This is a genomic window from Geobacter argillaceus, from assembly GCF_007830735.1.
Lineage (GTDB): Bacteria > Desulfobacterota > Desulfuromonadia > Geobacterales > DSM-12255 > Geomobilibacter > Geomobilibacter argillaceus.
On the sequence record NZ_VLLN01000019.1, the window covers coordinates 55,307 to 81,378 of the forward strand.

Here is a 26,072-nt window from a genome sequence, read left to right on the forward strand (position 1 = left end):
CCTGCTCCTTAAATGTGTTAGGAAATATACGCTGCCAGGGCGATGGTCAGCAGCATGGTGTCCGCGGAATCCGTCCTGGAGGTCAGGATGACCGGCGCTTTAGCGCCCATCAGGGCGGTGGCGATCCGCTGCTTGGTGTAGTAGACGAGGCACTTGCGCAGCGGGTTTGCCGCCAGCAGGTTGGGCATCATGATGATATCTGCATGCCCTCCGACCTCTCCCCCCACCTTTTTGTATTCAGCGGCTTCGACCGAGATGGCGTTGTCAAAGGCAAAGGGGCCATCAACGATGCAGCCGGTAATCTGGCCACGATCGGCCATTTTGCTCAGGGCTGCGGCCTCGATGGTATCCGGCATGGCAGGGTTCACCACTTCTACTGCAGATATGACAGCCACCTTGGGGAGTGGATTGCCGAGCTTGTGCGCCAGACCGACCGCATTTTCGATGATTTGCTTTTTTTCATCCAGCGTTGGCTGCACGTTGATGGCACAATCGGTCAGGAAGCGGAATCCTCCCCCGGCCGGGTCAACTATCTTTTCATAGATGGTAATCTCACTGATCACCTTGTTGTCATTGAGCCCTTTTTGTTTGTCGAGTATTGCCCGCATAAAGGTAGCCGTCGGCAGATTGCCCTTCATGATGGCGTTGGCACCACCTGCCACAACGAGCCTGACGGCCTCTTCGGCGGCTTCCTTCTGATCAGTTATATTGATGATGTTGACACAATGGGAATCAAAGCCGGCTTCGGCGCACATGCTTTTGATCTTTTCTTCGTTACCGACGAGAATGAATTCGGCAATACCCTCTTCTGTTGCCTTTTTGACGAGCTCTATGACAGTAGTCCCCTCGGGGGCGGCAATCGCGACCTTTTTCTTCGGCTTTTCCTGGACGGCGGCAATCAGTTCGTTAAAAGACTTGATCATGGTCATGCTCCTTTCAGTATGTTGACAGCTGTTCTTCACCGTTGAAGTAGCGCATCGCACCGGCGGCCAATGCCTCCATCTCGTTCTCGCCCGGATCCAGCAACACCTGGGCGATGAACGAGACCTTTTCCTTCAGGCTCTCGGTCAGGCGCTTCGAGTAGGCAAGACTGCCGGTGAGGGCAATGGCGTCCACTCGCCCCTCCAGCACGGCCGCACAGGCGCCGATCTCCTTGGCGACCTGATAGGCCATTGCTTCGAACACCTCTGCCGCAACGGCATCCCCTCCGGTGATCCTCTTTTCTATCTCAAGACCGCTGGTCGTCCCCAGATAGGACACCAGCCCGCCACCACCCTGCACGAGCCTGTAGACCTGTTCCTTCGTGTAGTCGCCGCTGAAGCAGAGCTTGACCAGATCGCCGGCCGGGAGCGTTCCGGCGCGCTCCGGCGAGAAGGGACCATCGCCATCCAGAGCATTGTTCACATCCACGACCTTGCCGTTTCTGTGCGCCGCCACCGAAATACCCCCACCCAGGTGCACGACGATCAGGTTGACCTCGTCGTACCCCTTTCCCAGCCTGGCGGAGATCTTTCTGGCCGTTGCCTTCTGGTTCAGGGCATGGAAACTGCTCTGCCTCGTTATCTGCGGAATACCCGAATAGCGGGCGAACATGCACATCTCATCCACCGTGGGCGGGTCGACCGTGAGGGCCGGGATATTCAGCTCCTGTCCCAGGTTGTACGCCACGATGCCGCCGCACATGTTGGGATGCTGGCCGAACTTACCGCTCTTCATGTCGTCGATCATCTCGGGGCAGATGGCATAGATCCCGCCGGGAATAGGCTTCATGTTCCCCCCCCGGCTGGCTATACAGTCCAGCTGATCAAGGGTTATACCCTTACCTGAAAGGACACCCAGAATCGTGTTTTTCCTCAGGTCATACTGATCAATGATCGACGTGAACTGCTTGAGCTCTTCCGCAGAATGGCTCACCGATTCGGTGAACAGCATCTCCCCCGACGTGCTGACACTCACCTTGGTTGAGGTCGATCCGAGATTAATGACCAGTATTGTCTTTTCTTTTCCCATATCCGGCTCCTTTTATGTATTACTCCGCAATGAACAACACCATCAGCCTTGAGAGGCGTACTTCATATCCGGAAAAGGGCCTATTGGTAAACTAGTACCTTAATGCGTACTTTTTGTAAAGTACATCCGCACACTGTTCTAATACCGATCCACCCATAACCCTTTTATTGCACGGTATATGCCCAACAACAACGACTACTCGAAGTTTGCACTTCAACAATTAATTAACACTGTTCTGCTTGACCAATCCGATACAAAAAAGAGCTGTTCCGCTTGATCGGCGAGACAACCCGGCCCAACACAACCTTTCCCTGCGATCGCTACCTGACTGATTTCAGCAGATGTCAGCCACCCTCATAGCGTAACCACCAGACCAACCGAGCCTCCATGACAAAAACTTTCGATCGGCTGTATACCAGAGAGGAACAACGGGCTTGATGAAAGAAGTACGCCCCAATCGCTTCGACAACATGTCCTGGAACCAAACAACCGTCTGATTTGCGGACACCTCACCACGACAATCGCAGACGATCAGATCCCGTCGGAACCGCCCCCCCTCCCCTGCCCCCACTCAGGTAGCAATCGTCGTTGATGATGAATATGACGGATAAATCCTGCACAGGCCCTTTGCGGGTGCCGGTCGCTGGCTTGAGGGAAGGGCTCAACAAACCCGTCCTGTGGAGACAGGCCGTGGATGAACGTGGATCGGGGCAATGCCAGAAGACGGGAATAACTGGGGCCTTGGTAAATCCGGTAGGTGGCGTACATGGGATAAGGACGTTGTCACTCTGGAGTGGGCAGATCATTGCCATTGAAGCTCCGGAGCGGAATCTGCGGCTCATCGAGCAATAAACCCAACTTGCCGGCGAGCCAGCGGGTAGTTGTCGCCTGGATCAATATGGTCAGGAGAATGGTAATGAATGTGACTGAAGCGATAATCTCGCCACCGGGCACCTTCATCCCGAGCAGCATGCCGGCCAGTGCCCCCGGGATCACCCCGGTTTCACGGGTCCAACTCATGAACAACATTTCCTTCAGACTCCATCTGGTGCGACGGTCAGGGAGTGCGCAACAGAAGACCGTGACCGGCCGGGCGATGAACATAAAGACCAGGACCAGGGCAATGCCGCCCCAGAGATATTTCCCGATCAGGGCGAAGTTCACCTGGCTCCCGAGCAGGATGAAGATGAACATGCGCATAATGAGAGAAGTGGTCAGCACGAAGTCTTCGAGCTTCTCCTGTTCCTGCTCTTCCATCGTGAAGCCAAAGGTATCCTTGTTGCCAAGCATGATGCCGAAGACAAAGACCGCCATAAAGCCGCTGGCATGCATGCTTTCCGCACTCATGTAGGCCCCGACAACCGCCATGAGGGTGACCAGCGGCGCATACTCCAGGAGGAATCCGAATTTTTCATGGGCGATCAGAAATGCCGCGGCATAGCCGAGAACGCCCCCGATCAGCACCCCGATCAATGCGTTGCTGACCAGGCTGAATGTTGCCGCGCCGAGCGAAAAGGGTCCGCCGGTGCCAAGGGCGACCCCCATTATGGTGAAGGTAACAATGGCGCCCATGGCATCGTTGAAGGCAGATTCGCTCATGACGGTCTGGGCAACGCGGTCCTTGATCCGCACCTGCTTGAAGACCGGCACCAGTGTCGCCGGGTCGGTGGAGGCGATGGTACTCCCCAGGAGCAGTGCCGTGATCAGCGGCATTCCGAGGAACTGGAGAGCGGCAAGACCGGCGATGGCTGTCGTTATAAGCACACCGACAGTGGAAATGATCACGATGGTGATCCAGACCTCCTTCAGCACCTTCAGCCGCAGGCCGGCCCCGCCATCGAAAAGGATATAGGAAGAGCCAAAAATGAGGATCAACTGATTGATGGTGGAATCGGCCCTGACATCGATCACTCCCGCCAGTTCCGGACCCAGCCCTATGCCGATAAGGAGAAAGACAACTACGTCAGGTACCTTGAACTTTTGCGCCAGGATACCGCTGAAGGAACCGGCCAGCAGGATGATACCAACAATGAAAAGGATTTGTTTCGCCGCATGGATGGCCGTTGATTCCATCTACATCCCGCCTTTGATCTGATTTCAATGGGACATTAACACCGGCAGTGTCATGTGATCAAAAAAATCCTTGGCTACCGGGCCGAGATCGTATTTCCCACGGGAGATTTGGGCATAGACGCCCATGACAATAAGGTCGCAGGAATTTTCCCAGGCATAATTCATCAATAAATTGGCAACCGGAATGTTCTTCATCACGATATGTGCTTCTTTGACCCTGATAGCATGACGTTCCAGGTTGACACGAATACCGCCATCCGTCCGCTCCTCGGAACCTTGTTCATCGGGATCCCTTATCGTGAGCACGGACACCTCTTCGGCATTCAGCAGGAAAGGTAGCGCATCATTTACTGCCCGTGCTGCAGCACGTCCGGCTTTCCAAGCCACAATTGCGCGCTTGCCAACGGTAGCGAACGTCCCCGTATACGGCACCACGAGTACCGGTCGCCCCGCGCCCACGACAATCCGTTGGGGCAAATCGGGAGGCACATCCCCTGGCAGGACGCCCGGATCTGTCTGGCCAACAATAATCAGATCTTTTGAGTGTGCATAGTGATTGAGGACCACCTCCATGCCGACACCGACTCGTGCCCAATCAGCGGATACCCATTCTGCGCTGATATCAGCCTCACCTGTTTTCTGTACAAACTTCGCTTCCGCTTGCGCTTCATCCTGTTTCACCCTTATGCTTTGCGATTCGTACGGGGAATGGGTAATTATGTAAAGTCCCGTCAGATGTGCCTCATGCTCCCTGGCGAGTTTAATTGCAAGTTCAAGCCTGTTTGCGCACTGTTGTGAATTATCGATATGAACGAGAATATCTTTGAACTTCATGAGAGCCTCCCAGGCTTTCAGTAACCGCGGAACGGAATCTTACCACTGAATCTACGCGGAGCCAGCTAAGATTATTGGCCACCACCTGCAGTTGCCGGAAAAGTGGCCGGTAACTTCCTGTAATGGGAGTTACGGATGCGCAACGCGTACGCCGACCCATTTTTCCAGAACAGAGAGATTGCCAAGCAGGTCGGAGCATTGGGCGTTATGCACTACGCGGCCGCGTTCCAGCACTATGGCTCGATGCGTCAAGCACAAAGCCTGTTCAACGTGCTGTTCGACCAAAATCAGGGACTGCCCTTCGTCGCGGATCATGCGTTGAATTGAAATGCAGAGTTCGTCGGCGATCACCGGCGCAAGTCCTTCCAACGGTTCGTCAAGCAGTAACACTTTCGGGTTAAGCATCAGGGCACGCCCAATCGCAAGCATCTGCTGCTCACCGCCCGACAACTGATTACCGAAGTTTCTGCGTCGTTCCTGAAGACGCGGGAACAGTGCATAGATCGATTTCAGGTCCCACTTTCCGGGCAAAGCGGTTACCGTCAGGTTTTCCTCGACAGTCAGCGACTTGAATATTTCACGCTCCTGCGGTACCCAGCCGAGACCAGCGCGTGCGCGAGCATGCTGAGGCACTTTCACAAGGTCCTGCCCACACCAGCGTATCGAACCACGATGCACCTTGGTATGCCCCATGACCGTCAACAACAGCGAACTCTTGCCGACGCCGTTACGACCAAGCAGCGCAATGCTTTCGCCCTCAGCCATCGTCAGCGAACAGTCATCGATAACAATCGCCTCACCGTATCCGGCGTACACATGTTCAAGCGTCAGCATCTCAGTGCCCCTTTCCCAGATACACTTCGCGTACCCTCGGATCGTCGGCAATTTCAGACGGCGTCCCCGTGACCAGTTCCTCTCCGTTGACCAGTACCGTGATGCGATCGGCAAAATTAAACACAAGGTTCATGTCATGCTCGATCAAAAGGATGCTGATCTCCTTCGGCAATGTGTTCAACACCTCGAACAATTCATCGCTCTCTCCCTCCGGCACGCCTGCTGCCGGCTCATCCAGCAGGAGCACCTTCGGTCTGGTCGCCAGCGCCAGCGCCATTTCGAGCAGACGCTGTTTACCGTAGGCCAGCGTGTGAGTTTCGACCAGACAATCCTGGGCAAGATTGAGTTGCTCAAGCAACGCATAGGCCTCGTCTATCAACTTACTGCACCGCGATACCCCGAAAAATCTCCGTTTCAATATGTTCAACCGCTTGCGCTCCCGGACACAAATTGTGTTTGTCACCGCCTCCAGAGGAGTCAGCCGTGGGAACAACGTATTGATCTGAAATGTTCGCGACAAGCCGCGATAAACCCGCTCATTTGGCGGAATCCGTGTGATATCCGCACCGTCGAGCCATACCGAACCGCTCGAAGGACGCAGCACGCCGGTAAGCTGGTTGATCAGGGTGGTCTTGCCGGCGCCATTCGGACCGATCAGCGCATGCCGCGCACCTGGCGCAAGCGACAGGTTGACGTCCTTCGTAACGATGAGTCCACCGAAGGCCTTCCAAAGGTCACGAGTCTGAAGAATGGCGTTCATGGACGCTCCTTGTTGCGCCAGTGTCTGTACAGATCCGCCAGTCGGCTCAGTCCACCGAGCATCCCGCCGCGCAGATAGAGTGTCATGACGATGAGTATGATACCGAGCCAAAACAGCCAGTACTGTGGATTGAGATTGGAAAGACGGTCCTGCGCCAGCATGAATACCGCTGCGCCGACAAAACCGCCGTACAACGTTGCCGTACCGCCGATAATCAGTATTATCAGCAAGTCTGCCGAACGCTGGAAGCTGAGGACATCGATGCCGACAAACTGCGTTGTCTGCGTCAGCAATGCGCCGGCGATCCCCGCGATTACCGCCGCGATAGTGTAGATGTTGGTCAGGCAGGCACTGATCGGAATCCCGATGGCAAGCGCACGGGTCTGATTCTCTCGCATGCTGCGCAGGGCAAGCCCATAGGGCGAATGCATCATGCTGCGCGTGAAGGCAAACAACAGAAAAGCTATGCCCAGTACATAGGCATAGGCCGTTTTACCGTAGAGATCGAACCCAAAAACGCCGAACAACTTGCCGACTTCAACACCCTGCAGTCCGTCCACGCCCCCCGTGTATTCCGTCGCGCTATTCGCTACCTCGAAAAGCAGCAGGCCGATGCCCAGAGTAATCATGAGACGGGTCAAGTCACCGCCGCCTCGCGACAAGAGGAAACTGCTGAGGTAGCCGGCAATACCGGCGGCGAGGCCGGCCACCAGCAGCCCCGAAAGCGGCTCGTGCCAACCGTGCGCCGCCATCAAGCCTGCCGTATAGGCGCCAATGCCGAAGAACGCGGCATGGCCGAGCGTGACTATTCCGGCGTAGCCGAGAATCATGTCGAGCGACAGGGCGAACAGGCCGGTGATCAGAATCTGGGAGGCAAATATCAAGCTGGTCGGAAAAACGAAATAGACGCCGACCAATGCGAGCCAGAACGCAATCTCCGCCGGTTTCCAGCGTTCGCGCGCCCGCAGAAAAGAGAGGTGACGCGAATCCCGGGCCAAAGTATCACTCATTTCGACTTCCTCCGCCCCAGGAGCCCATGGGGGAACAATAACAACAGGAAGATCATCGCTGCATAGATGATAAATGCGCCGAGTTGCGGCACATAATATTTCCCTGCGATGTCGGCAACACCGAGAAGCAATGCCGCCAGCAAGGTGCCGAACACCGATCCGGGACCGCCAACCACCACAACAAGTAGAAAGTACACGAGATATTTGATTGCAAAGTTAGGGTCCAACCCGAGCACGTCCACGCCCAGCGCTCCTCCCAAGCCGGCAAGGCCGCTGCCGAGCGCAAACGTCATCTGGAATACCCGTTCGACCCGGATACCCATCGACTCGGCTGTCCGCTGATTGTCGACCGAAGCGCGAATCCTGGCCCCGAAACGGGTGCGTTCAAGACCAAATACCAGTGCAAGCGTGATCCCTGCAACAATCGCCATCAGGAACAGCCGATACCGCGACAGATCGAGTCCCAGTACGCTATACTGACCGCTCAGCCACTCAGGGATAACCACCGGCTGCTGCCCCGGTCCCCACAAAAATGTCGTCCCGGCGGTGGCGACGAAAATGATGCCGACCGACAACAGCACCTGATCGAGCGGCGTGCTCTTGTAAAGCTGCCGGTAGAGAGTCCGTTCGAGAACAAGACTCCCCACCGCAACAATGCAGAACACGATGGGCAGAGCCGGAAGAAAACCGATTCCGGCCTTTGACATCAACGTTACCAACAGATACCCACCGGCCATTGCAAACGCGCCATGGGCAAGATTGTTGAATCCCATCAGGCCAAGCGTAATTGACAGTCCGACAGAGATCACGAACAGCAAGGCACCGTAGGCCAAACCGTCGAAAAGGACTCCGAGTAAACTAAGCATAGTTTGACCTTTGATCCACGTTGGTGGAGATAACTATCATTTGCCCGGATCCTTCACCGCGTTAAATGTCTCGAACTCGACGTTGTAATAATGGCCGTCCACCTTCTTTACTTCGCGGATATAGATGTTCTGAACAACGTCCCTGGTAGCAGCGTCTATCTGGATCGGGCCACGAGGGCTGTTCAGCTTCATCCCTTTGAGTACGGCCATCGCCTTGTCGCCATCTATTTTACCGTTCAACTGTTTGATCACATTATAGATCGCCGCCATACCGTCATAGCCACCAACTGCCATGAAGTTCGGTCGCTGGGGGTCAAACTTGCTGTAGGCCGCAAGAAAATTCTTATTTTCCGGAGACTTGTGGGCTACGGAGTATTGATGTGACGATATCACGCCCAGCGCGTGATCTCCCAGCGCATCCTGCACCGCGTCGTCCATCACGTCACCGGTTGAAAGCAGCTTAATGCCCGACTTGGCCAGACCACGCTCGTTGTAGGTCTTCATGAAAGCAACAGCCATCTCGCCGGGCATTACGAACGCGAACACCGCCTGCGGCTTGGCGTCCTTAATGCGCTGCACGTAGGGGCCGAACTCCGGGCTCTTCAACGGCACACGTGACTCGCCGACCACCTCGCCACCCATTTTCGTGAATGCCTTCTTAAAGGCAGCTTCAGCGTCGTGGCCCGGGCCGTAGTCGGCGACAAGCGTATATATCTTGCGATAGCCTTTCTTGAACGCCCACTGCGCCATCGGCTCGGTGACCTGGGGCAGCGTCATCGACACCCTGGCGAAGTAGGGCGACTTGGTCGTTATTATCGAGGTCGCCGCGTTCATGATGATGGTCGGTTTTTTCGCTTCGGTCACGAGCGGTGCTATTGCAAGCGCATTTGGAGTGAAGCCGAGGCCGGCAATGAAGTCGACTTTGTCCTTGACTATCAGTTCCTGCGCAAGTCGTTTTGCAACATCGGGCACAGGGCCGGTAGTATCCCGGATGATAAGCTCGACCTTCTTCCCCGCGACCGTATCGCCATGCACCTTCATGTACGCTTTGGCGCCGCCGACAATATGCCGCCCGAAATCAGCGAAAGTACCGGTCATCTCGGTAATGATCCCGACCTTGATCGTGTCCCCCGCGGCATAGGCCTGGTCGGTTGCAAGTGCAACTATTCCGCACATCACCATGAGAAAAACCGCAACACCATGAACAATCGTCAACAAATTGTGTCTCTGTTTTTCCATCCTGAGCCTCCTTTAGAAGTAAAACTCCGCCCCTAGTTGAACCACAATTGGTCCACGTAGTATTCTTGTACCATTTTACACCTTTCCTGTAAAGCCAGTACTGGTACGTTGTTTTAAAATTTACCGACAATACATTACCACGACTTACAACACTCCATCACCACACCTGCTCCACAACTCAAAAAACTGAGACAAACTGACCAACTGCGCCAGAAACAAGCCAACGCCACATTCCAGCCATTTATGATACTTGACTTGATTATCAAATAACACTGTTTTCCGAATCACAGACTTTGCAATTTCAGTACCAGCCATACCGACCACAGAAGCCAATTGAACGGCACGGGGACCGGGCAGAATACGCCAACATCATAGCAACTTGGATCGGGATCATGAAATCCTACCACACAGCACCCTTCCGGCAACTCAGCAGTGCTGTCCTGAATACAAACAGTCGTATGTTTTCCATACAACCGAACGCAAAAAGCCCCTGGCAACGAAAAGCCAGGGGCTTGAACAATCCAACCGGTACTGATCCTATTACAACGCCAACGAACTACTGGCCCTGCGAAAGCTTTTCATACAGTTTCGACCTGCTGATTCCCAACAACCTCGCGGCCTTGGATTTGTTCCCCTGAGCTTCTGCCAGGACGGCCTGGATAGCCTCCTGTTCGATATCGGCCAAACTCCTGCCCGCTTTCATGGCAACCTTCTCCGGCAGCCTGATCTCCTCAGGCACATCACGAAGATCAATCAGGCCACTCTCGACATAATTCAACATTCTTTCGATAATATTTTCCAACTCCCTGATGTTGCCCGGCCAGTCATACTGGACCAATGCCTCCAAAGCGGCATCCGTGATGCCACTGACCCGCTTGGTAAACAGGCTGTTGTATTTTCGTATGAAATGATCGGCAAGAACCGGAATATCCTGCTTCCGTTCACGCAGAGAAGGGATTTTGAACTCGATGACGTTTATCCTGAAATAAAGGTCCTCCCTGAACTTGCCTTCGGCCACAAGACGCTTCAGATCCCGGTTCGTCGCGGCAATGATCCTCACATCGACCTTACGCGTCTTGACATCGCCGACTCTCTCGACCTCTTTTTCCTGAATCACCCGCAACAGTTTGCCCTGAAGCAACAGTGGCATGTCGCCTATTTCGTCGAGAAAAATTGTGCCGCCACCAGCCAGCTCAAACTTGCCCGGCTTGCCCTGCTTACGCGCGCCGGTAAAAGCGCCATCCTCATACCCGAACAGCTCGGCTTCGGCAAGCTCGGCCGGAATGGCCGAACAGTTGACTTTGATGAACGGTTCCTTGCGCCGATTGGACGCATTGTGGATGGAGTGCGCGAACAGCTCTTTGCCGGTACCGCTTTCCCCGGTGATGAGCACTGTGGAGTTGCTTCGCGCAACCTGGATAATCCGAGATTTGATGTTTGCGATAAGGTCGTTGTTGCACACGATACTGCTGATGGTGTAACTGGTGCCGTTGACCTTGTACAGTTCGTCCTTGTAATAATCCAGTTGCATGTTCAGCCGGTTCAGCTGCTGCATCACATCGGCCAGTTGATCCAGGTCCTCGTAAATCTTTATCACGACCCCCTTGACATTGCCTTCCTTGGTAATGGGCAACGAAGAGATGACGCATGGTTTGCCATTGATTTCCAGCACCTTCAACACCAGATTGTTATCCGTCATGGGGATGAATCTGCTTATGTTCTGGCCGATAATCTGATCCCTTGCCGCTCCCACCTTAGCGCAGAAGCGTGCATTGGCCAACGTGATCTGACCCTGCTCATCCAGGACGGCCACCCCTTCGTAGGCCACCTCCAACACTGTCTCCAAGGTCATTTTAAGCTCTTTTACGGCCCCCAGCTCATGGGCAACTCCCTCGACATCGGTCAGATCCTGGATAACGAAAATGACCCCCTTGACCCTGTTGTTTTTATATATCGGTACTGCCGTGGCAATCAACTTCAGGGACTTATGCTCGATCTTGCGGGGGGCAATCCAGTTGCCATTGGTAACGGGGGTAAAATTACCTTTCAAGTCACAAAGATACTCGCCAATGTATTTCCCCGTCCGAATATCCTGCAGGATGTCCTTGGCGTATTGATTTGCCAGGGTGATAAACCCGGCATCGTTAGTCGCCAGGATACCAGCCGGTACATTTTCAATCACGCCGGACAGTTCTTTGTACAGATACTCGGTACGATCAAGAAGATCAATGACCGTACTCGCCTGGGTAAGAAAGCCGATAGGTTCATGGTCCATATTGACGACAACGGTCTGTCCGACCTGGCACGTTTGCAGCCAATGGGATATTTCTTCCAACGTATCATAGGACTTGTCTTCACGCAGGTACACCACATCCCTGATGTAGTAGTTGTCAATGGCCGTATCGAGACTGATATCGTTCAACAGGCAATCAAGCAGATTGGTGCGGCTGAAAAAGCCGATCAGTTTCCCGGTCCCATCGACGACAGGCACGCCGTTCAGCTTGGAACTTTTGAACAACTCCAAAGCCTTACGTATGCTGTCGTGAGGGCACATCTGAATTGAGGTGGAAATCATGATTTCAGTAACCAGCATTAACCATCTCCCCTTGCAACAAGTAACCAGCTGCCTGATTATCCAGCTCCCGGACTGATCCGGGAACTCCATGAGAAACACCACGTTACAGTAACACAAAAATGCCCTTTACCTGTCTGAAAATAGACGATAAAGGGCATTTTTTCAGCTTCGGGCGTCCGGCCTGGTGCGCCATGCCCGCCTCATCTGCCGACCGTGGCATGAAACGCCGTGCGGTCAGGCAGCTTCCTGCATGATCAGATTGCGCAACTCGAAACGCTTGATCTTTCCGGTCGGGGTCTTGGGCAGCTCGTCAAGAAACCGTATCCAACGGGGATACTTGTAGAGCGCCAGCTGGCCCTTCACATAGTCCTTCAGTACATTTTCCATCTCTTCAGATGCCGAATGCTGCTTGTTGAGGACAACAAACGCCATCGGCTTGACAAGGTCGTCTTCATCAGGAGCCCCGATAACCGCGCATTCGAGGACAGCAGGGTGTTCTATCAGGCAGGATTCCACTTCGTTGGGCGACACCCAGATCCCCCCCACCTTGAGCATGTCGTCGGAACGCCCGGCGCAGTAAAAATTGCCCTGCTCGTCGCAGAAATACTTGTCACCGGTATTTATCCAGTGGCCCATCATGGTCTGCCTGGTTTTTTCGTGCTTGTTCCAATACAGGGCCGCGGCGCTGTCACCCTTGACCAGCAGCGTGCCGATCTCACCCACCGGCAGATCGTGCATATCCTCGCCAACGATGCGGGCTTCGTAACCGGGCACCGCCTTGCCGGAACTGCCGGCAACGATCTCACCCGGCCTGTTGGAGATGAAAATATGGGCCATCTCGGTGGAGCCGATACCATCGAGGATGTCCAGTTGAAAGCGCTCTTTCCAGCGATGCAGGTAGGGCGCCGGCAGGGCTTCGCCCGCTGAAACGCACAATCTCACCCCGTCCATGGCCCCTTCTTCCTCAAGCATCTGTCCGTAGAGCGTGGGTACACCGAAGTAAAGGGTTGGCCGGTGGCGCAGCACCGTCTCAAAGACCTGTGACGGTGTCGGTCGTTGCGGCAGATAGACAGCCGTGGCCCCTACACAGAAGGGGAAGTAGATGCCGTTGCCGAGGCCGTAGGCAAAAAACAGCTTGGCTGCGGAGAAACAGATGTCGTCCTCTTTGATGTCAAGAATCTTAGCCCCATAGGTCTTGGCGGCATACACCATGTCGTGTTGAAGATGGACCGTACCTTTGGGAGAACCGGTGGAGCCGGAACTGTACAGCCAGAAGCAGGCATCATCACGGCAGGTGGGAGCGGTTTCAAGGGTGGTGGGTTGCGAACCGGTCAGCTCATTCAGGCTCAGATCGCCGGCCGGGGCAGGCCCGTTGGCAACGATAATGTGCTTGAGGAACCTGAGGTTGCCACGAATGGGCTCAATTTGTTCGAGGAGGAGTGAATCGACAACAAGGACACGGGCACGGCAGTCGTTGAGGTAGAACTCAAAATCCTTGGAACGATTCATGGTGTTCAGACAGACCGGGACAGCCCCTATCTTGATCGCCCCGAAAAAGGCCTGGGGATATACCTCGGTATCCAGGAGGAGAAGGGCTACCCGTTCCTCCATCCTGACATCCAGTGAGTGCAAAGCATTTCCGAAACGGTTCACCCCTTCCTGGATCTGGCTGTAGGTGAAGGCCCGCTCCTCGCAGAGGACTGCGAGCTTGTCCCCCCTTCCCTCACGAATATTGCGATCTACGAAAAAGTCAGCGGCGTTGAAAGCTTCCGGTAGATTGAGATTGTAGGGCATGGTGAACCTCCGATGTAGTTTTTGACAGTCGTGGAAACGTTGACCGGTATGTTATAATTTAAAATATCGTTATGCATATTACAAACCAAAAGCCACAGACAGACACGTTCGACCCGCTACACCAAAAACACACCCAAAAATAAAAGAAAATAATTTCAAACCTCAAACAACATTGTTATACATTAACCATAAGCCTTTCGACAATGTAATATATTGAGCAGCCGTGTAAAAATCTGGGAGTGCCGATGCCAGCGGCTTTTGTTGAGAAGCGTGCGAAACCTTATAGAATGATCTGAAGCAATTAGTGTACAACCGATGGATAAGAAGCGGTGATCGTCGATGCGCTGCCGCACATCGGCACCGCCATGGAGAGCAGCACACTACCCCGACAAACCATCGGCTGTCACTTCACACTGCGTTAACAAGTCAAAAAGGCGTGAACATGAACACCCTAACCGAGCTTTACCGACAGAAGCTGAAAACCGCAGATGAGGCGGTATGTCAGATACAATCAGGCTGGCGCGTTTTTGTAGGATCAGGGTGTGCGGTCCCGCAAACACTGGTTGCCGCTCTTTGCAGAAACGCCAACCGTCTTCACGATCTAGAATTGATCCAACTCCTCTCCTTAGGGGCTGCCGATTATATTGCCGAACAAAATGCCGGGCATTTCCGGCACAACTCATTCTTTATCAGCGAAAATGTCCGCCAGGCCGTTTGCGATGGGCGGGCCGATTACACACCGATATTTCTGAGTGAAATCCCGGAACTTATCCGTAATGGTCAGCGAGGCAATCAAGTGGCCTTATTACAAGTGTCGCCACCTGACAAACACGGATACTGCAGCATGGGAACAAATGTGGATATCCAGCGTGCGGCACTGGATCGTGCCAAGCTGGTCATTGCCGAGGTTAACTGCCGAATGCCCAGGACTCACGGCGACAGCTACGTACACCTGAGTAAAATAGATTTTATGGTAGAGATCGACCAGCCCATTCTCGAATCCGAGGCAAAACAGCCCGATGAGGTGGAGTTGCAGATTGGCTACCATATCTCACGCCTGGTGGAAAACGGCAGTTGCCTGCAGATGGGAATCGGCACCATACCCGGTACCGTATTGCAGTTTATTGCCGACAAGCGTGATCTCGGTATCCATACGGAGATGTTCAGCGATGCCTTGATACCATTGATCGACGGAGGCAATATCACCAACCGCTTGAAACAGGTCTGCCCCGGCAAGACGGTCACCAGTTTTGTCATGGGCAGCAAAACGCTTTACGATTTTATCGATGGCAATGCCGGCATCGAATTTCATCCGTCGGATTTTGTCAACGATCCACGGGTAATTTCCCGCAACGACAAGGTGGTGGCGATCAATTCGGCGCTACAGGTGGACCTGACCGGGCAGATATGCGCCGACAGCATTGGTTACAAGTTTTACAGCGGCATTGGCGGTCAGGTGGATTTCGCCCGCGGTGCGGCCATGAGCCGGGGAGGCAAGCCTATCGTGGCAATTCGCAGTACCGCAAAAGATGGGACAATCAGCCGCATAGTGCACCGGATCGACGACGGCGCCGGCGTCGTTACCAGCCGTGGTGATGCCCATTACGTGGTTTCCGAATACGGCATCGCCTATCTGCATGGCAAAACCATTCGCGAACGGGCTCTGGCATTGATCTCCATCGCCCACCCCGACTATCGCCAGGAGCTCTTGGATTTCGTCAAGAAGAAGCATTATGTCTATGAAGACGAGCAGGTGTGGCAACAGGCACTGGATCAGTACCCAAAGGAGTTTGAGGAGCAGAGGCAGTTCGGCGGCACCATGATGCTGGTCAGACCCCTCAAGGCCACCGATGAACGTACCCTGCAGGAATTTTTCTATAGCCACAATCCGGAAACAATCTACAACCGGTACTTCGGACCCAAACTGCAGCTTGCGCATCTGGAGGCGGCAAAACAGGTTTGCGTCGATTACCATAGTCGTATGGCATTGGCTGTGTTCCTGCAGGTGGACAATGCCGAATCAATTGTGGCCGTAGCACGTTATGCGGTCAATCCCCGCACGAACATGGCGGAAACGGCGGTGGTGGTCCATGAGGCGTTCCGCAGACTGGGGCTGGCCCAATACCTGCTCCGGCAACTGGAACGTTACGCAATCAGCAAGGGAATCGAGGGGTTCTGTTCGGAGATACTGCCCACCAACGAGGCGATGATCAGCTATCACCGCAAGCTGGGTCATTCATTGGCATATTCTCAGGAAACAGACACCTATCACATGGAATTCCGTTTCAACAAGAAGCATCAGAAGATCGAGACAAAATCGGCGGGAGAAACGGGGCGGAGGGGTTCGGGCAGTGATTTCTCGGGTTGAGGTACGCCGCTCGGGCATACCCTGACACACGGCATGAGCGTACAAAAACAAGAGGATACCTAGGCGGAATCAGGCGTTACGCGAAGAGCTGGTTTCCCGGGAGCCTTATTCTGGGCATCGGTTTCGGAACGCTTGCGCGCGCTTTTCAATGCAGTGGCAAGGGTAATCGTATCCAGCACTGCCTTGGTAAGTTCGTCGATTTCGTTGGTGATACTTTGCAACTCCGCCACGATGGGGTCGCCCGAGTGATTCCAGTGGTTCGGTATGTCGAGCTCCGATTCCAGGGTTTCAAAAAGTTGGATTACGTCCAGCAGCGTGGTGCGACTGACGTTTCCCGCGAACCGATATCCGCCGCCAACGCCACGCACCGCCTGTACCAGCCCCTCGTGAACAAGATTCCGCATCACTTTTGCAAGATGATGGGAGGATATCCCGTACTTGTCGGCAATATCGGTGGTTGAAAGCTGGCGATCAGCGTCGCTGGCCAGTTCGAGTACGGCAAGAAGGGCAAACAGGCTTCCTTTATTAAGCTTCATAATAAGATCCCGCTCCGGTCAGAGACCTGGATAGTCAAGTAGATAAAGGTCAAAGCGAATCGAGCTTTTTTTCGAGCTCGACATAGCGGCCCGTCCGCAAACCCTGGCTGCGGAAAAACGACAGGGTGAGTGTATTATCGAGATGCACCATCGTTCGCACCGTCTTGATCCCGGTCTCCTTCAACCGCTTGCAAATCTCCTCGAACATCAGATGGGCGATCCCCCTCTGACGTACCTTTGGAGAGACGGTCAGCGCGAACACCCAACCACACGGGGGCGAGCCGAATTCCCAGGCACGCACCTCGCCAATAATAAAACCGACGACCTCTTTGCCGACTTCAGCGACCAGGCAGAGCCGTTGCCCTTTATCGCTTATCACATAGTGCTCAAAAACCCCGCGCCAGTAGGCAGGTTTTGCCTCCTCGGGGTCAACATCGTCCAATGCGATAACGGCATCAAGGTCGGTCGGAACGGCGTTGCGTATGGAAATCTGACTTTTCATTTCCGTATCCTGAATGATTGTTGTGTCGCAGCAACGTCCGGCCGAGTAATCTGCCGCACGGCTCATTACCTGCGAACATAAGGATCAGACCGCCTCTGTAGACTACGAGCAAGAGAATGCTAATTTGGTACCTTAATACCACAATTTAAAATGGTTTTCAAGTTTAATTATTTTTCATCCCGAAGAGTGGCCAAACGTACTCTTATTACCATGATGTCCATGTTTCTCGGATGTATCCTTTCTCTGGCGACTCGATCATCTCCCACGCAGACACAAAGGTTGTGTCATGAAGCCTGAGAACGGGATCAATGGTACCATCCCGCATCACCTGATACCCCCCGGCAAGACTGGTACAGATGGGAACCCCGATTTCACGGATCACCTCAAAGACAATCCTTTCGCGTCTGGCCATCTGTTCAGTGGTGAGATTGCCGCCCAATGGGTCGTCAATATGGGAATCGACGCCGGCGTTGTAAATTATCAGGTCTACATCCGAGAATTCCCCCACGACACCCGGCAGCCTTTTGAGCCAGCGCTCCGCGGATGAGGATTTAGCATCCGGGTCCCCCCCGAAGCTGTAATGCCGGACATATCTCAGATCAAGTCGCTCTATGATGTCGTCAGTACCGTTCCCGTAGTGATAGTCCAGGTCCAGAATGCCAATCCGCCCGGCACCGGCCCGATGTACCATTATCGCGGCAATGACAAGAAAATTGAAGGTACAAAAATCTCCGCCGCTGGCATAGCAGGCATGATGTGCGCCTGACGTAGGGCTGAAACTCACCTCCTTGGTAATGAAGGAGTGCCGGGCAGCGGCAACCATGCTTCCGGCAACCCACGGCAAGGCCGCCGCAATCTCCGGGCTCCGGTTTTCATAACCGTTTATCTGGGTACATGAAAGCACACCGTCCACATACTCCCTGGCATGCGCCAGGGCAATGTCGTCAGCAGTGAGCGGCGCAAAAGACTGCTCACAAAAAGGAATCCCTAGTTTTCTCCAGCTCTCAAGCACCTGTGCCGGCTTGCCGGCAGAAGGACTGAAAGAGACCTGCCCAGGAACCGATTGACGATTATCGTAGAACACTCTCATGGTTTTTCCATTGCCCAATGGCCGGGTCGGTTGCCCCCGGCTACAGCATAGCTCTTAAAGCAGCTGCTCTCCTTTTTCGGAAGGCCCCTCTAAGGGCAGGACCACCGTAAAAGTGGCACCAAGACCAGGTTCGCTTGCAACCGTAACCGACCCACCGTGACGGAGAACAATGGTCTGAAGGATTGACAGTCCCAAACCACCGCCAGAGGTCCTGGTTGTGTAAAATGGATCAAAGAGCTGCTCACGCTTGTCCTTCAGGATTCCTCCGCCGGTATCGCCCACCAGGATATGCGCCTGGCCGTCTTTGCCGTATGCGGTTATGTCCAGACATCTTTCGTGTGCGACCCCCTCCATGGCTTCGATTGCGTTAAGAACAAGATTCAGCAGCACCTGATGGATCTGCTCGGGGTCACAGACAAGCTGCACAGGGGATTCGATACTGGTTTCGACATGAATGCGCTGGTCGGCGAGGCGCTCCGACATAAGCTGAATCAAGCGGCTGACAATCTCTCCCAGTTCAACGGACTGCAGCCGCAGCGGCCGGGGACGCGCAAAGTCCATGACATCCTTGAGCAGACGGTTGAGACGCTGAATTTCGCCATCAACAATGGAGAAGTTTTCACTGAGGACGCCGGAAAGATCGATCTTCTTGCGAATCATCTGCATATTCATCTGAATAGCCGAAAGAGGGTTGCGGATTTCATGCACAAGTCCCAGTGCGAGGTGCCCCACAGCCGCAACTTTCTTGGCCACCAGCAGTTCGTCGAAGGTGGACTCAAGGCGCGAATGCGCCTCACTGAGAGCCCTGGTATGCACCCCGACCTGGGTCGAAAGGGTCCTGTTCCAGTTGAACAAGAGCGCCAGCAACAGGGTGGCGCCGCCGAGGATCGTTACCAACAGTGTCGTTGAAATGGCTTCCTGACGTTGCAGAAAGGAGGAGAGAAGCGCCTCCACCTCCCGCTCGGGCGTAGCGACACCCAATATCCAGAGTCTATTTTCCAGGCGTACCGGATGGTAACTGACCAGCTTGCGGACGTGCCGGTTCGGGTCATCCGGGTCCACGTAATCATACCAGCCACTCCCCGGCTTCCCGTCCCCGGCAGAGATCAACAGATTGTAAATACGGGGCCATTTGGGGAGAAGCGCCTCCTCGAAACTCTTCCCGGCAATTTTACCGTTGGGATCGACAAGAATGGTCCTGTTGCTGCGGTCCATCAACCAGGCATGGCCGTGTTTACCCATCCGGACGGAAAGGACATGTTTGCGCGCCAGTTCGTCAAAATTCAGCGTACAGGTGACAACACCAAGAAACTCCCCCCGCGGACCGTAAATACCTTCGGCAACGATCAGCTCCTTGACCCCGCGATGCCGCCCACCCTCAAGCCGCATGAACGGCGTAAGATACATCCGCCCCGGCTCCTTGTTTCCCTTGGCCCAGCGGTAATAGTCCCGCCAGGCATAGCTACGGCCCAGGGTAAACGTATCGTGTGGTTCGATGGCGACAACGATCCCATTGCGGTCAAAGACAACCAGTTCGATGATCGGGGTATTGACAAGGGAGCCGTAGATCTTCTTCAGGCTACCCTTCACCTCTTCGGCCCGTCGCTGGTTGACCTCCTTCCCTTCGAAGAGGCTTACCACGAGGTCCAGGTCGCGGTGGAACGTGGTGAACATTTCATTGAGGCTCTGGGATGCCAGTTCGGCCACTAGGAATTGCTGACGATTGTACTGTTCGAAGAAACGAGCACGTGCTTCGGCCCGCACCTCGTTATTGGCATATTGAATCCAGAGGAGCGCACCGATGGCACTGGCAACAATCAAGACCAGGGCAATCAACAGCCTATGCGTGCGCAGAAATATCATCATATCAGGGAAGGCGTACCAGCGGAGTCAGTCCGTAATCACCATACACCCCACTGTTGGCAGGCCCGCAAGTATCATACACCACGTTTCATCCGGACGCATCAATCGGCGCCAATCTCAGGAGGAAACGAGCCCGATGTCGGGCCGGGCCGGTTCGCCTTCGTGCAGGCGCCCGAGACGATAGGCGAGCTGACGCCGGGTCAGGCCGAGCATCCTGGCAGCAGAGGAAAGATTGCCGCGGGCCTTGGCCACGGCGGTTTCGACCAGCATGGCCTCGACCTGGTCCAGCGTCATGACCCCGTTAAAGACCGCCTCGCAAAGATCTTTGCCCGATTCCCAGCGGTTGGTGTCGAGATCACCGTTGCCATCAAGACCAAATTCCACTGACTGCTGGTCGCCGCTTGCCGAAAACATCTGCTCAAGTTCGATGCGGCTGCCGCTCGGGGCCAGAATGACGCCACGCTCAATCATGTTCTGCAATTCGCGAATGTTGCCAGGCCATGGGTAGGCAAGGAGTGCCCGCTTGGCCTTGTCGGTGAAGCCGCGCAGCTTCTTGCCGTGGATAGCGGAATATTTCTCCAGAAAGCGCTTGGCCAGCAACGGGATGTCCTCTTTGCGTTCCCGAAGAGGCGGGATGCCGATCTGGAAGGCATTCAGCCGGTAATACAGGTCCGAGCGGAATTTCCCCTCCTTGACCAGCTGTTTCAGATCGACGTTGGTTGCCGCCACCAGCCGCACGTTGACCTTACGGGTCTTCTGGTCGCCGAGACGTTCGATCTCCCCTTCCTGCAGCACGCGCAAGAGTTTGGCCTGAGCCGAAAGAGGCAGATCACCGATCTCGTCGAGGAACAGCGTGCCGCCGTCTGCCCGCTCAAATCGGCCCGGACGAGTGATTAGTGCTCCGGTATAGGCCCCCTTCTCAACCCCGAACAGCTCGGATTCCACCAGGTCGTGAGGAATGGCCGCGCAGTTGATGGCGATAAAGGATTCCTTGTGGCGGGCACTGCTGTCATGCAGGGTGCGGGCGAACACTTCCTTGCCGACACCGGTCTCCCCGAGGAGCAGTACCGTGATCTGACTCTTTGCCGCCTGCTGGAGCAATTCGTAGGCGGTTCGGAAGGGGGGGGAATTGCCCACTATGTCGGCGGGAAGTTTTTCCTTCTCGCCGATGACTGAACGGAGCTGCACCACCTGGGTCTGCAAGTCAATGAGCTGGTCGGCAATCGATTCCCGGCTGAAAAGGCGCGCATACTCGTTCGCGTCCTCCCATTCAGCAATCGGCTTACCGACAATGCGGCAATGGTTCTCTCCCATCCCCGCACACGCCACCTCCTTGTACAGGATCGGGCACCCCATGAAGGCCGTCGTATACCCGCTGGCATAGCCGATCTGACCCCAGCAGACCGGTGCGGAGTAGGTACCGTAGTGGCGGCGGTGCCATTGGGCCTCCCATGAGTTCTCCCAGAGAAACTCGCCGTAGAAGCTTCCTGCAACACGGTCGAATTCAACCCTAACCGGGACGACCTTGACCGACCCCTCCAGCATATGAAGTTGCGGACCGGTCATAAAGAGTTCCATGTCCGTCGCCCCCTCGAAGCGCGTCCGGGCAAGTTCGGCATCATGCATCCCCGCCGCGTACCCCATGCGGGTGAGAAGCCCTTGTACGCGCTCCATACCGAGCGTGTCGATCAACTCCCGGCGCAGCGTGGCCTGTGCCTCGGCGTGGACCAGGAGCATACGATGTTCGTGCAGCCAGATATGACCGGATTCAGCACAGAAATGGACCCGTGCGCGCAGATCCCCGTCGGTCGTATCGCGGGTGGGTTTACTGATACTGCGGAGCTTGGTCATAGGCGAACCTCTCTACAGTTCCCGTAGCGGTTAGACTATCTCTTCAGAGCCCGCCAAAACAAAACATTGTCGCATTCATTTCCAATTAGCAGTCAGGTTGACGACAACTTACATCAATGCTGACCGGAACAGATTAGCAACTCATCACGAAGCCAGACTCAATCCGATACTGCCGGCGTCAACCGTCCGGGATCAGTTTGCAAAACAAGGTTATGCTAACACCCGCACAATTGACATGCAAGCAAGAAAACTGCGCTCAACAACAGTTGCCCAATCCGGACTGACGATACATCTGCCACTCTTTACCGGAAATCTCAGCACCACTCCGGTTGCCCGACAGAAGTCACTACCCCACCCAAACCCTTTCCATACCGGTCAGTATGGCATCCCTTACTACCCTGCTCGATTTTGCCACTTTCGAAGTTTGACAAAATTGTCAAATCACCCGGTTCGTCGACGGCAAGAAATGACAAAATGGTCAACTGTCGATGGAGGGAGTCGGCGATGCCGACCGATTCGAAGACGGTTTTTTCGAAATATTTACGGCCAATAAAAATCGTCGTTTGTCCTTAATTAACAGACCATTCGCCTGCGCTTTCAGTACGACCCGGCGACCACCATCAGCAATCAAAACAATGTTTGGCACAAGCCATGCTCATGGAGATATAGATCCAGCATGGTACCCGCAAGAATCAGCAGTTGGCAACATAACATTGCGTAATCACGAATTGTAGTAGAGCCACCGAACACCCGGTGCAAGAGGAACGTCATTTCCGAAACCATGCAGCATCCACGAACAAATTGGGGGGAGACGTAATGAAATTTCCGAAGCCGCACGACATCAAGGACATTCCGGGAACAGAAGGTTGGGAGAGGATGTATCCGTACCAGTACCAGTTCGTCACTGACGACCCGGAACGGAAGGTCTACGAAGAGCAGGCATTCTGGTTCTACGACGGGCTCCACTATCCGGAAGCGATCTACCCCTTTGACACGATCTGGGACGAGGCCTGGTACCTGGGGTTGTCCCAGTACAACAACCGGATCTTCCAGGTGCCGCCGGTGCGCGGCGTCGACCATCGGATCATCAACGGCTACGTCTATATCTCGCCAGTGCCGGTAATGGATCCGGAGGAGATTGGCAGACGCGTCCCGAACTTCATGGAGCGGGCCGGTTACTACTACAAGAACTGGAACGAGCTGGAAGCCAAGTGGGAAGAGAAGATGAAGCGGGTCATCAAGGAAGTCGAGGATCTGTCGATCCCGCGCCTGCCCGATCTCGAAGATATCAGCGTGGTGACCGACGGGATCGGCGAATCCAAGGGGTTCCACCTGATCAAGGCCTATGACGACCTGATCAACCTGGGTATCCAGTGCTGGCAGTATCACTTTGAATTTCTCAACCTCGGCTACGCGGCCTATGTCTTTTTCCTCGATTTCGTCCAGAAACTGTTCCCAAGCGTCCCCTTGCAGAGCGTGACACAGATGATCGCCGGCATCGACGTGCTCATGTTCCGCTCCGACGAGGAGCTGAAGAAGCTGGCAAAAAAGGCGATCGAGCTGGGCGTGGACCAGGTACTCACCTCCTGTACGGAGTGGAAGGATGCCGAGGCGACCCTGAAGAACCAACCCAAGGGGCAGGAATGGCTTGCGGCCCTGGAAGAGGCCCGTTACCCCTGGTTCCACATATCCACTGGCACCGGCTGGTCCCACAGCGACAAATCCTGGAACGACGACCTGAACATACCGATGTCGGGCATCGCCACCTACATCCAGCAGCTCAAGCAGGGAGTGGACATCGAGCGGCCAATGGAGAAGGTGCGTGCCGAACGCGACCGGATCACCGCCGAATATCGCAATCTGATCAATTCGGACGAAGAGCGCAAGACCTTCGATGATCTGCTGGCCACTGCCAAGACGGTCTTCCCCTATGTGGAAAACCACCTGTTCTATGTCGAGCACTGGTTCCATACCATCTTCTGGAGAAAGATGCGCGAAGTGGCGGCGATCATGAAGGAGCACGGCCTGATCGAAGATATCGAGGATGTCTGGTATCTGCGCCGTGACGAGATCAAGCAGGCGCTGTGGGACATGGTCACGGCCTGGGCAACCGGGGTCAAGCCGCGCGGCACGAAGGTCTGGCCGAAGGAAATCGCCTGGCGTAAAGGGGTAATGCAAAAGTTCCAGGAATGGAGTCCGCCTCCTGCCATCGGCACGGCGCCGGAGGTAATCCAGGAACCGTTCACCATCGTGCTGTGGGGGGTCACCAACTCGTCCATTTCCGATTGGGCCGAGGTCCAGGACGCCTCCGATCCGGACAGCATCACATCCCTGAAGGGGTTCGCCGGCAGCCCCGGCGTCGTCGAAGGGAAGGCGCGGGTCTGTCGCAGCGCCGACGACATCCGCCTCCTGCAGGAGGGTGAAATCCTCGTTGCCCCCACCACCTCGCCATCCTGGGCCCCGGCCTTTGCCAAGATCAAGGCCGCTGTTACCGATGTAGGCGGCGTCATGAGCCACGCGGCAATCGTCTGCCGCGAGTACGGCATGCCGGCGGTGGTCGGCACCGGGCTCGGAACGAAGATCATCAGGACCGGCATGATGCTCCATGTCGATGGCTCAACCGGGATCGTGACCATTGAGCGCTGAAAGATTCAAAAGGAGACGACGGATATGACAGCGAACGTACGTGCAACCCAATCGGCAACTACTGGCACCCCCCTGGTCTGCTGGTTCGAGGAATGTAGGAAGGATTCGGTTCCCCTGGTCGGGGGGAAGTGCTCCTCGCTCGGCGAACTGATCAACGCCGGAATCCGCGTCCCCCCCGGTTTCGCGCTCACTACCGAGGGGTATCGGAGCTTCATGACCGGTGCGGGGATCGACCGGGAAATACAGTCCCTGCTGACCGGCATCGACGCCCGGGACATGGATGCCCTGGAAAAAACCAGCTCGACCATCCGCGAGATGATAGAGGCCCACTCGTTCTCCATGGAAATAGAGGACCTGGTGGCGGAAAAGTACCGCAAGCTCTCGGTCCGCAGCTGCCTGCCGGCGGTTCCGGTGGCCGTCAGGTCCAGCGCCACCGCCGAGGACCTGCCCGGAGCAAGCTTTGCCGGCCAACAGGACACCTACCTCTGGATCCGCGGTGTGGATGAAGTGCTGCATCACATGCGGCGCTGCATCTCCAGCCTGTACACGGGCCGGGCCATTGCCTACCGGATCAACCAGGGGTACGCCGACGAGTTGGTGGCAATCAGCGTCGGCGTGCAGAAGATGGCCAATTCGTTCACGGCAGGCGTGATGTTCACCATTCATCCGGCCAACGGCGACCGTTCAGTGATCGTCATCGATTCCAACTACGGTTTCGGCGAGTCGGTGGTCTCAGGAGAGGTAACGCCGGACAACTTTGTCGTGAACAAGATCACGCTGGACATCTTAGAGCGGACCATTTCGCAGAAGGATATCTACTACACGGTCGACCAGAAGACGCAGGTTTCCCGTCCCATAGAGGTACCATTCGAGCGGCAGAAGGTGCAGTCGCTGATGGATGACGAAATCACCGAACTGGCCAGGATGGGGAAGCTGATCGAGAAACATTACGGCCGGCCCATGGACGTCGAATGGGCAGTGGATAAGGATCTCCCCTTCGGCGGCAACATCTTCATTCTGCAGGCGCGCCCTGAAACGGTCTGGAGCCAGAAACAGCAATCACCCGTAGCAGCCAAGGCAGGTGCTTCTGCCATGGATTACATCCTGGCCAGCATACTGGAAGGGAAACGAGTGGCGTAGGAGCACCGGGCAACCGCCGCTACGGCAGCTTCACAAACTAAAACCATAAGGAGGACTATCTACGGAACAAAAACAGCAGCG

Annotated in this window: 19 protein-coding genes; 3 read left to right on the top strand and 16 right to left on the bottom strand. The window is 55.1% G+C overall.

Annotated elements, in window-relative coordinates:
* Positions 1-17: 17 nt before the first annotated feature.
* The 11 genes from JN12_RS14555 to JN12_RS14605 form a co-directional block, all read right to left on the bottom strand.
* A complete protein-coding gene (locus tag JN12_RS14555) occupies positions 18-923 on the bottom strand; it encodes a bifunctional enoyl-CoA hydratase/phosphate acetyltransferase (protein ID WP_246125876.1) in 906 nt (301 codons plus the stop codon).
* A 13-nt stretch (positions 924-936) separates the two neighbouring features.
* Positions 937-2,010 carry a butyrate kinase gene (gene buk / locus JN12_RS14560; protein ID WP_145024007.1) on the bottom strand — a complete coding sequence of 358 codons (1,074 nt, stop codon included), beginning with the start codon at positions 2,008-2,010 and terminating at the stop codon, positions 937-939.
* 783 nt (positions 2,011-2,793) lie between these two features.
* On the bottom strand, positions 2,794-4,083 hold the full coding sequence (locus JN12_RS14565; protein ID WP_145024009.1) for a cation:proton antiporter: 1,290 nt from the start codon (positions 4,081-4,083) through the stop codon (positions 2,794-2,796).
* A gap of 24 nt (positions 4,084-4,107) precedes the next feature.
* Positions 4,108-4,917 carry a universal stress protein gene (locus JN12_RS14570; RefSeq protein ID WP_145024011.1) on the bottom strand — a complete coding sequence of 270 codons (810 nt, stop codon included), beginning with the start codon at positions 4,915-4,917 and terminating at the stop codon, positions 4,108-4,110.
* A 129-nt stretch (positions 4,918-5,046) separates the two neighbouring features.
* A complete protein-coding gene (locus JN12_RS14575; protein ID WP_145024013.1) occupies positions 5,047-5,751 on the bottom strand; it encodes an ABC transporter ATP-binding protein in 705 nt (234 codons plus the stop codon).
* Position 5,752: 1 nt separating this feature from the next.
* The gene (locus JN12_RS14580; protein ID WP_145024015.1) at positions 5,753-6,511 is read right to left on the bottom strand and encodes an ABC transporter ATP-binding protein; all 759 of its coding nucleotides are present in this window, start codon (positions 6,509-6,511) and stop codon (positions 5,753-5,755) included.
* Positions 6,508-7,521 carry a branched-chain amino acid ABC transporter permease gene (locus JN12_RS14585; RefSeq protein WP_145024017.1) on the bottom strand — a complete coding sequence of 338 codons (1,014 nt, stop codon included), beginning with the start codon at positions 7,519-7,521 and terminating at the stop codon, positions 6,508-6,510. The genes JN12_RS14580 and JN12_RS14585 overlap by 4 nt, the downstream gene beginning before the upstream one ends.
* A complete protein-coding gene (locus tag JN12_RS14590) occupies positions 7,518-8,387 on the bottom strand; it encodes a branched-chain amino acid ABC transporter permease (RefSeq protein WP_145024019.1) in 870 nt (289 codons plus the stop codon). The genes JN12_RS14585 and JN12_RS14590 overlap by 4 nt, the downstream gene beginning before the upstream one ends.
* 36 nt (positions 8,388-8,423) lie before the next feature.
* On the bottom strand, positions 8,424-9,626 hold the full coding sequence (locus JN12_RS14595; protein WP_211360546.1) for an ABC transporter substrate-binding protein: 1,203 nt from the start codon (positions 9,624-9,626) through the stop codon (positions 8,424-8,426).
* A gap of 556 nt (positions 9,627-10,182) precedes the next feature.
* Positions 10,183-12,219 carry a sigma-54-dependent Fis family transcriptional regulator gene (locus JN12_RS14600; protein ID WP_170241933.1) on the bottom strand — a complete coding sequence of 679 codons (2,037 nt, stop codon included), beginning with the start codon at positions 12,217-12,219 and terminating at the stop codon, positions 10,183-10,185.
* A 216-nt stretch (positions 12,220-12,435) separates the two neighbouring features.
* On the bottom strand, positions 12,436-13,995 hold the full coding sequence (locus JN12_RS14605) for a benzoate-CoA ligase family protein (RefSeq protein WP_145024023.1): 1,560 nt from the start codon (positions 13,993-13,995) through the stop codon (positions 12,436-12,438).
* Between the two features lie 442 nt (positions 13,996-14,437).
* Between JN12_RS14605 and JN12_RS14610 the strand changes: the two genes are divergently transcribed.
* Positions 14,438-16,363 (top strand): bifunctional acetyl-CoA hydrolase/transferase family protein/GNAT family N-acetyltransferase, encoded by a 1,926-nt coding sequence (locus JN12_RS14610; RefSeq protein ID WP_145024069.1) that lies wholly within the window; start codon positions 14,438-14,440, stop codon positions 16,361-16,363.
* A gap of 59 nt (positions 16,364-16,422) precedes the next feature.
* Here JN12_RS14610 and JN12_RS14615 read toward each other — a convergent pair whose 3' ends face one another.
* The 5 genes from JN12_RS14615 to JN12_RS14635 all read right to left on the bottom strand — a co-directional run bounded on the left by JN12_RS14615 (position 16,423) and on the right by JN12_RS14635 (position 22,205).
* Positions 16,423-16,899, bottom strand: coding sequence for an Rrf2 family transcriptional regulator (locus JN12_RS14615; RefSeq protein ID WP_145024025.1), 477 nt, complete (start codon positions 16,897-16,899; stop codon positions 16,423-16,425).
* Positions 16,900-16,948: 49 nt separating this feature from the next.
* Positions 16,949-17,401 carry a GNAT family N-acetyltransferase gene (locus JN12_RS14620; protein WP_145024027.1) on the bottom strand — a complete coding sequence of 151 codons (453 nt, stop codon included), beginning with the start codon at positions 17,399-17,401 and terminating at the stop codon, positions 16,949-16,951.
* 205 nt (positions 17,402-17,606) lie between these two features.
* Complete coding sequence (locus JN12_RS14625; RefSeq protein WP_145024029.1) at positions 17,607-18,491, bottom strand: arginase family protein; 885 nt, start codon at positions 18,489-18,491, stop codon at positions 17,607-17,609.
* A gap of 54 nt (positions 18,492-18,545) precedes the next feature.
* Entirely contained in the window at positions 18,546-20,357 is a 1,812-nt protein-coding gene (locus tag JN12_RS14630; RefSeq protein WP_211360547.1) for a sensor histidine kinase, read from the bottom strand.
* 114 nt (positions 20,358-20,471) lie between these two features.
* Positions 20,472-22,205: a sigma-54-dependent Fis family transcriptional regulator gene (locus JN12_RS14635; protein ID WP_145024031.1), complete on the bottom strand. Its 1,734-nt coding sequence runs from the start codon at positions 22,203-22,205 to the stop codon at positions 20,472-20,474.
* 816 nt (positions 22,206-23,021) lie between these two features.
* On the opposite strand from JN12_RS14635, the gene JN12_RS14640 reads away from it, so the two are divergent.
* Together JN12_RS14640 and JN12_RS14645 are read left to right on the top strand one after the other, a co-directional pair.
* Positions 23,022-24,851 (top strand): PEP-utilizing enzyme, encoded by a 1,830-nt coding sequence (locus JN12_RS14640; RefSeq protein WP_145024033.1) that lies wholly within the window; start codon positions 23,022-23,024, stop codon positions 24,849-24,851.
* A gap of 24 nt (positions 24,852-24,875) precedes the next feature.
* Positions 24,876-25,991, top strand: a complete 1,116-nt coding sequence (locus JN12_RS14645; RefSeq protein ID WP_145024035.1) for a PEP/pyruvate-binding domain-containing protein — start codon at positions 24,876-24,878, stop codon at positions 25,989-25,991.
* The last annotated feature ends 81 nt before the right edge of the window (positions 25,992-26,072 follow it).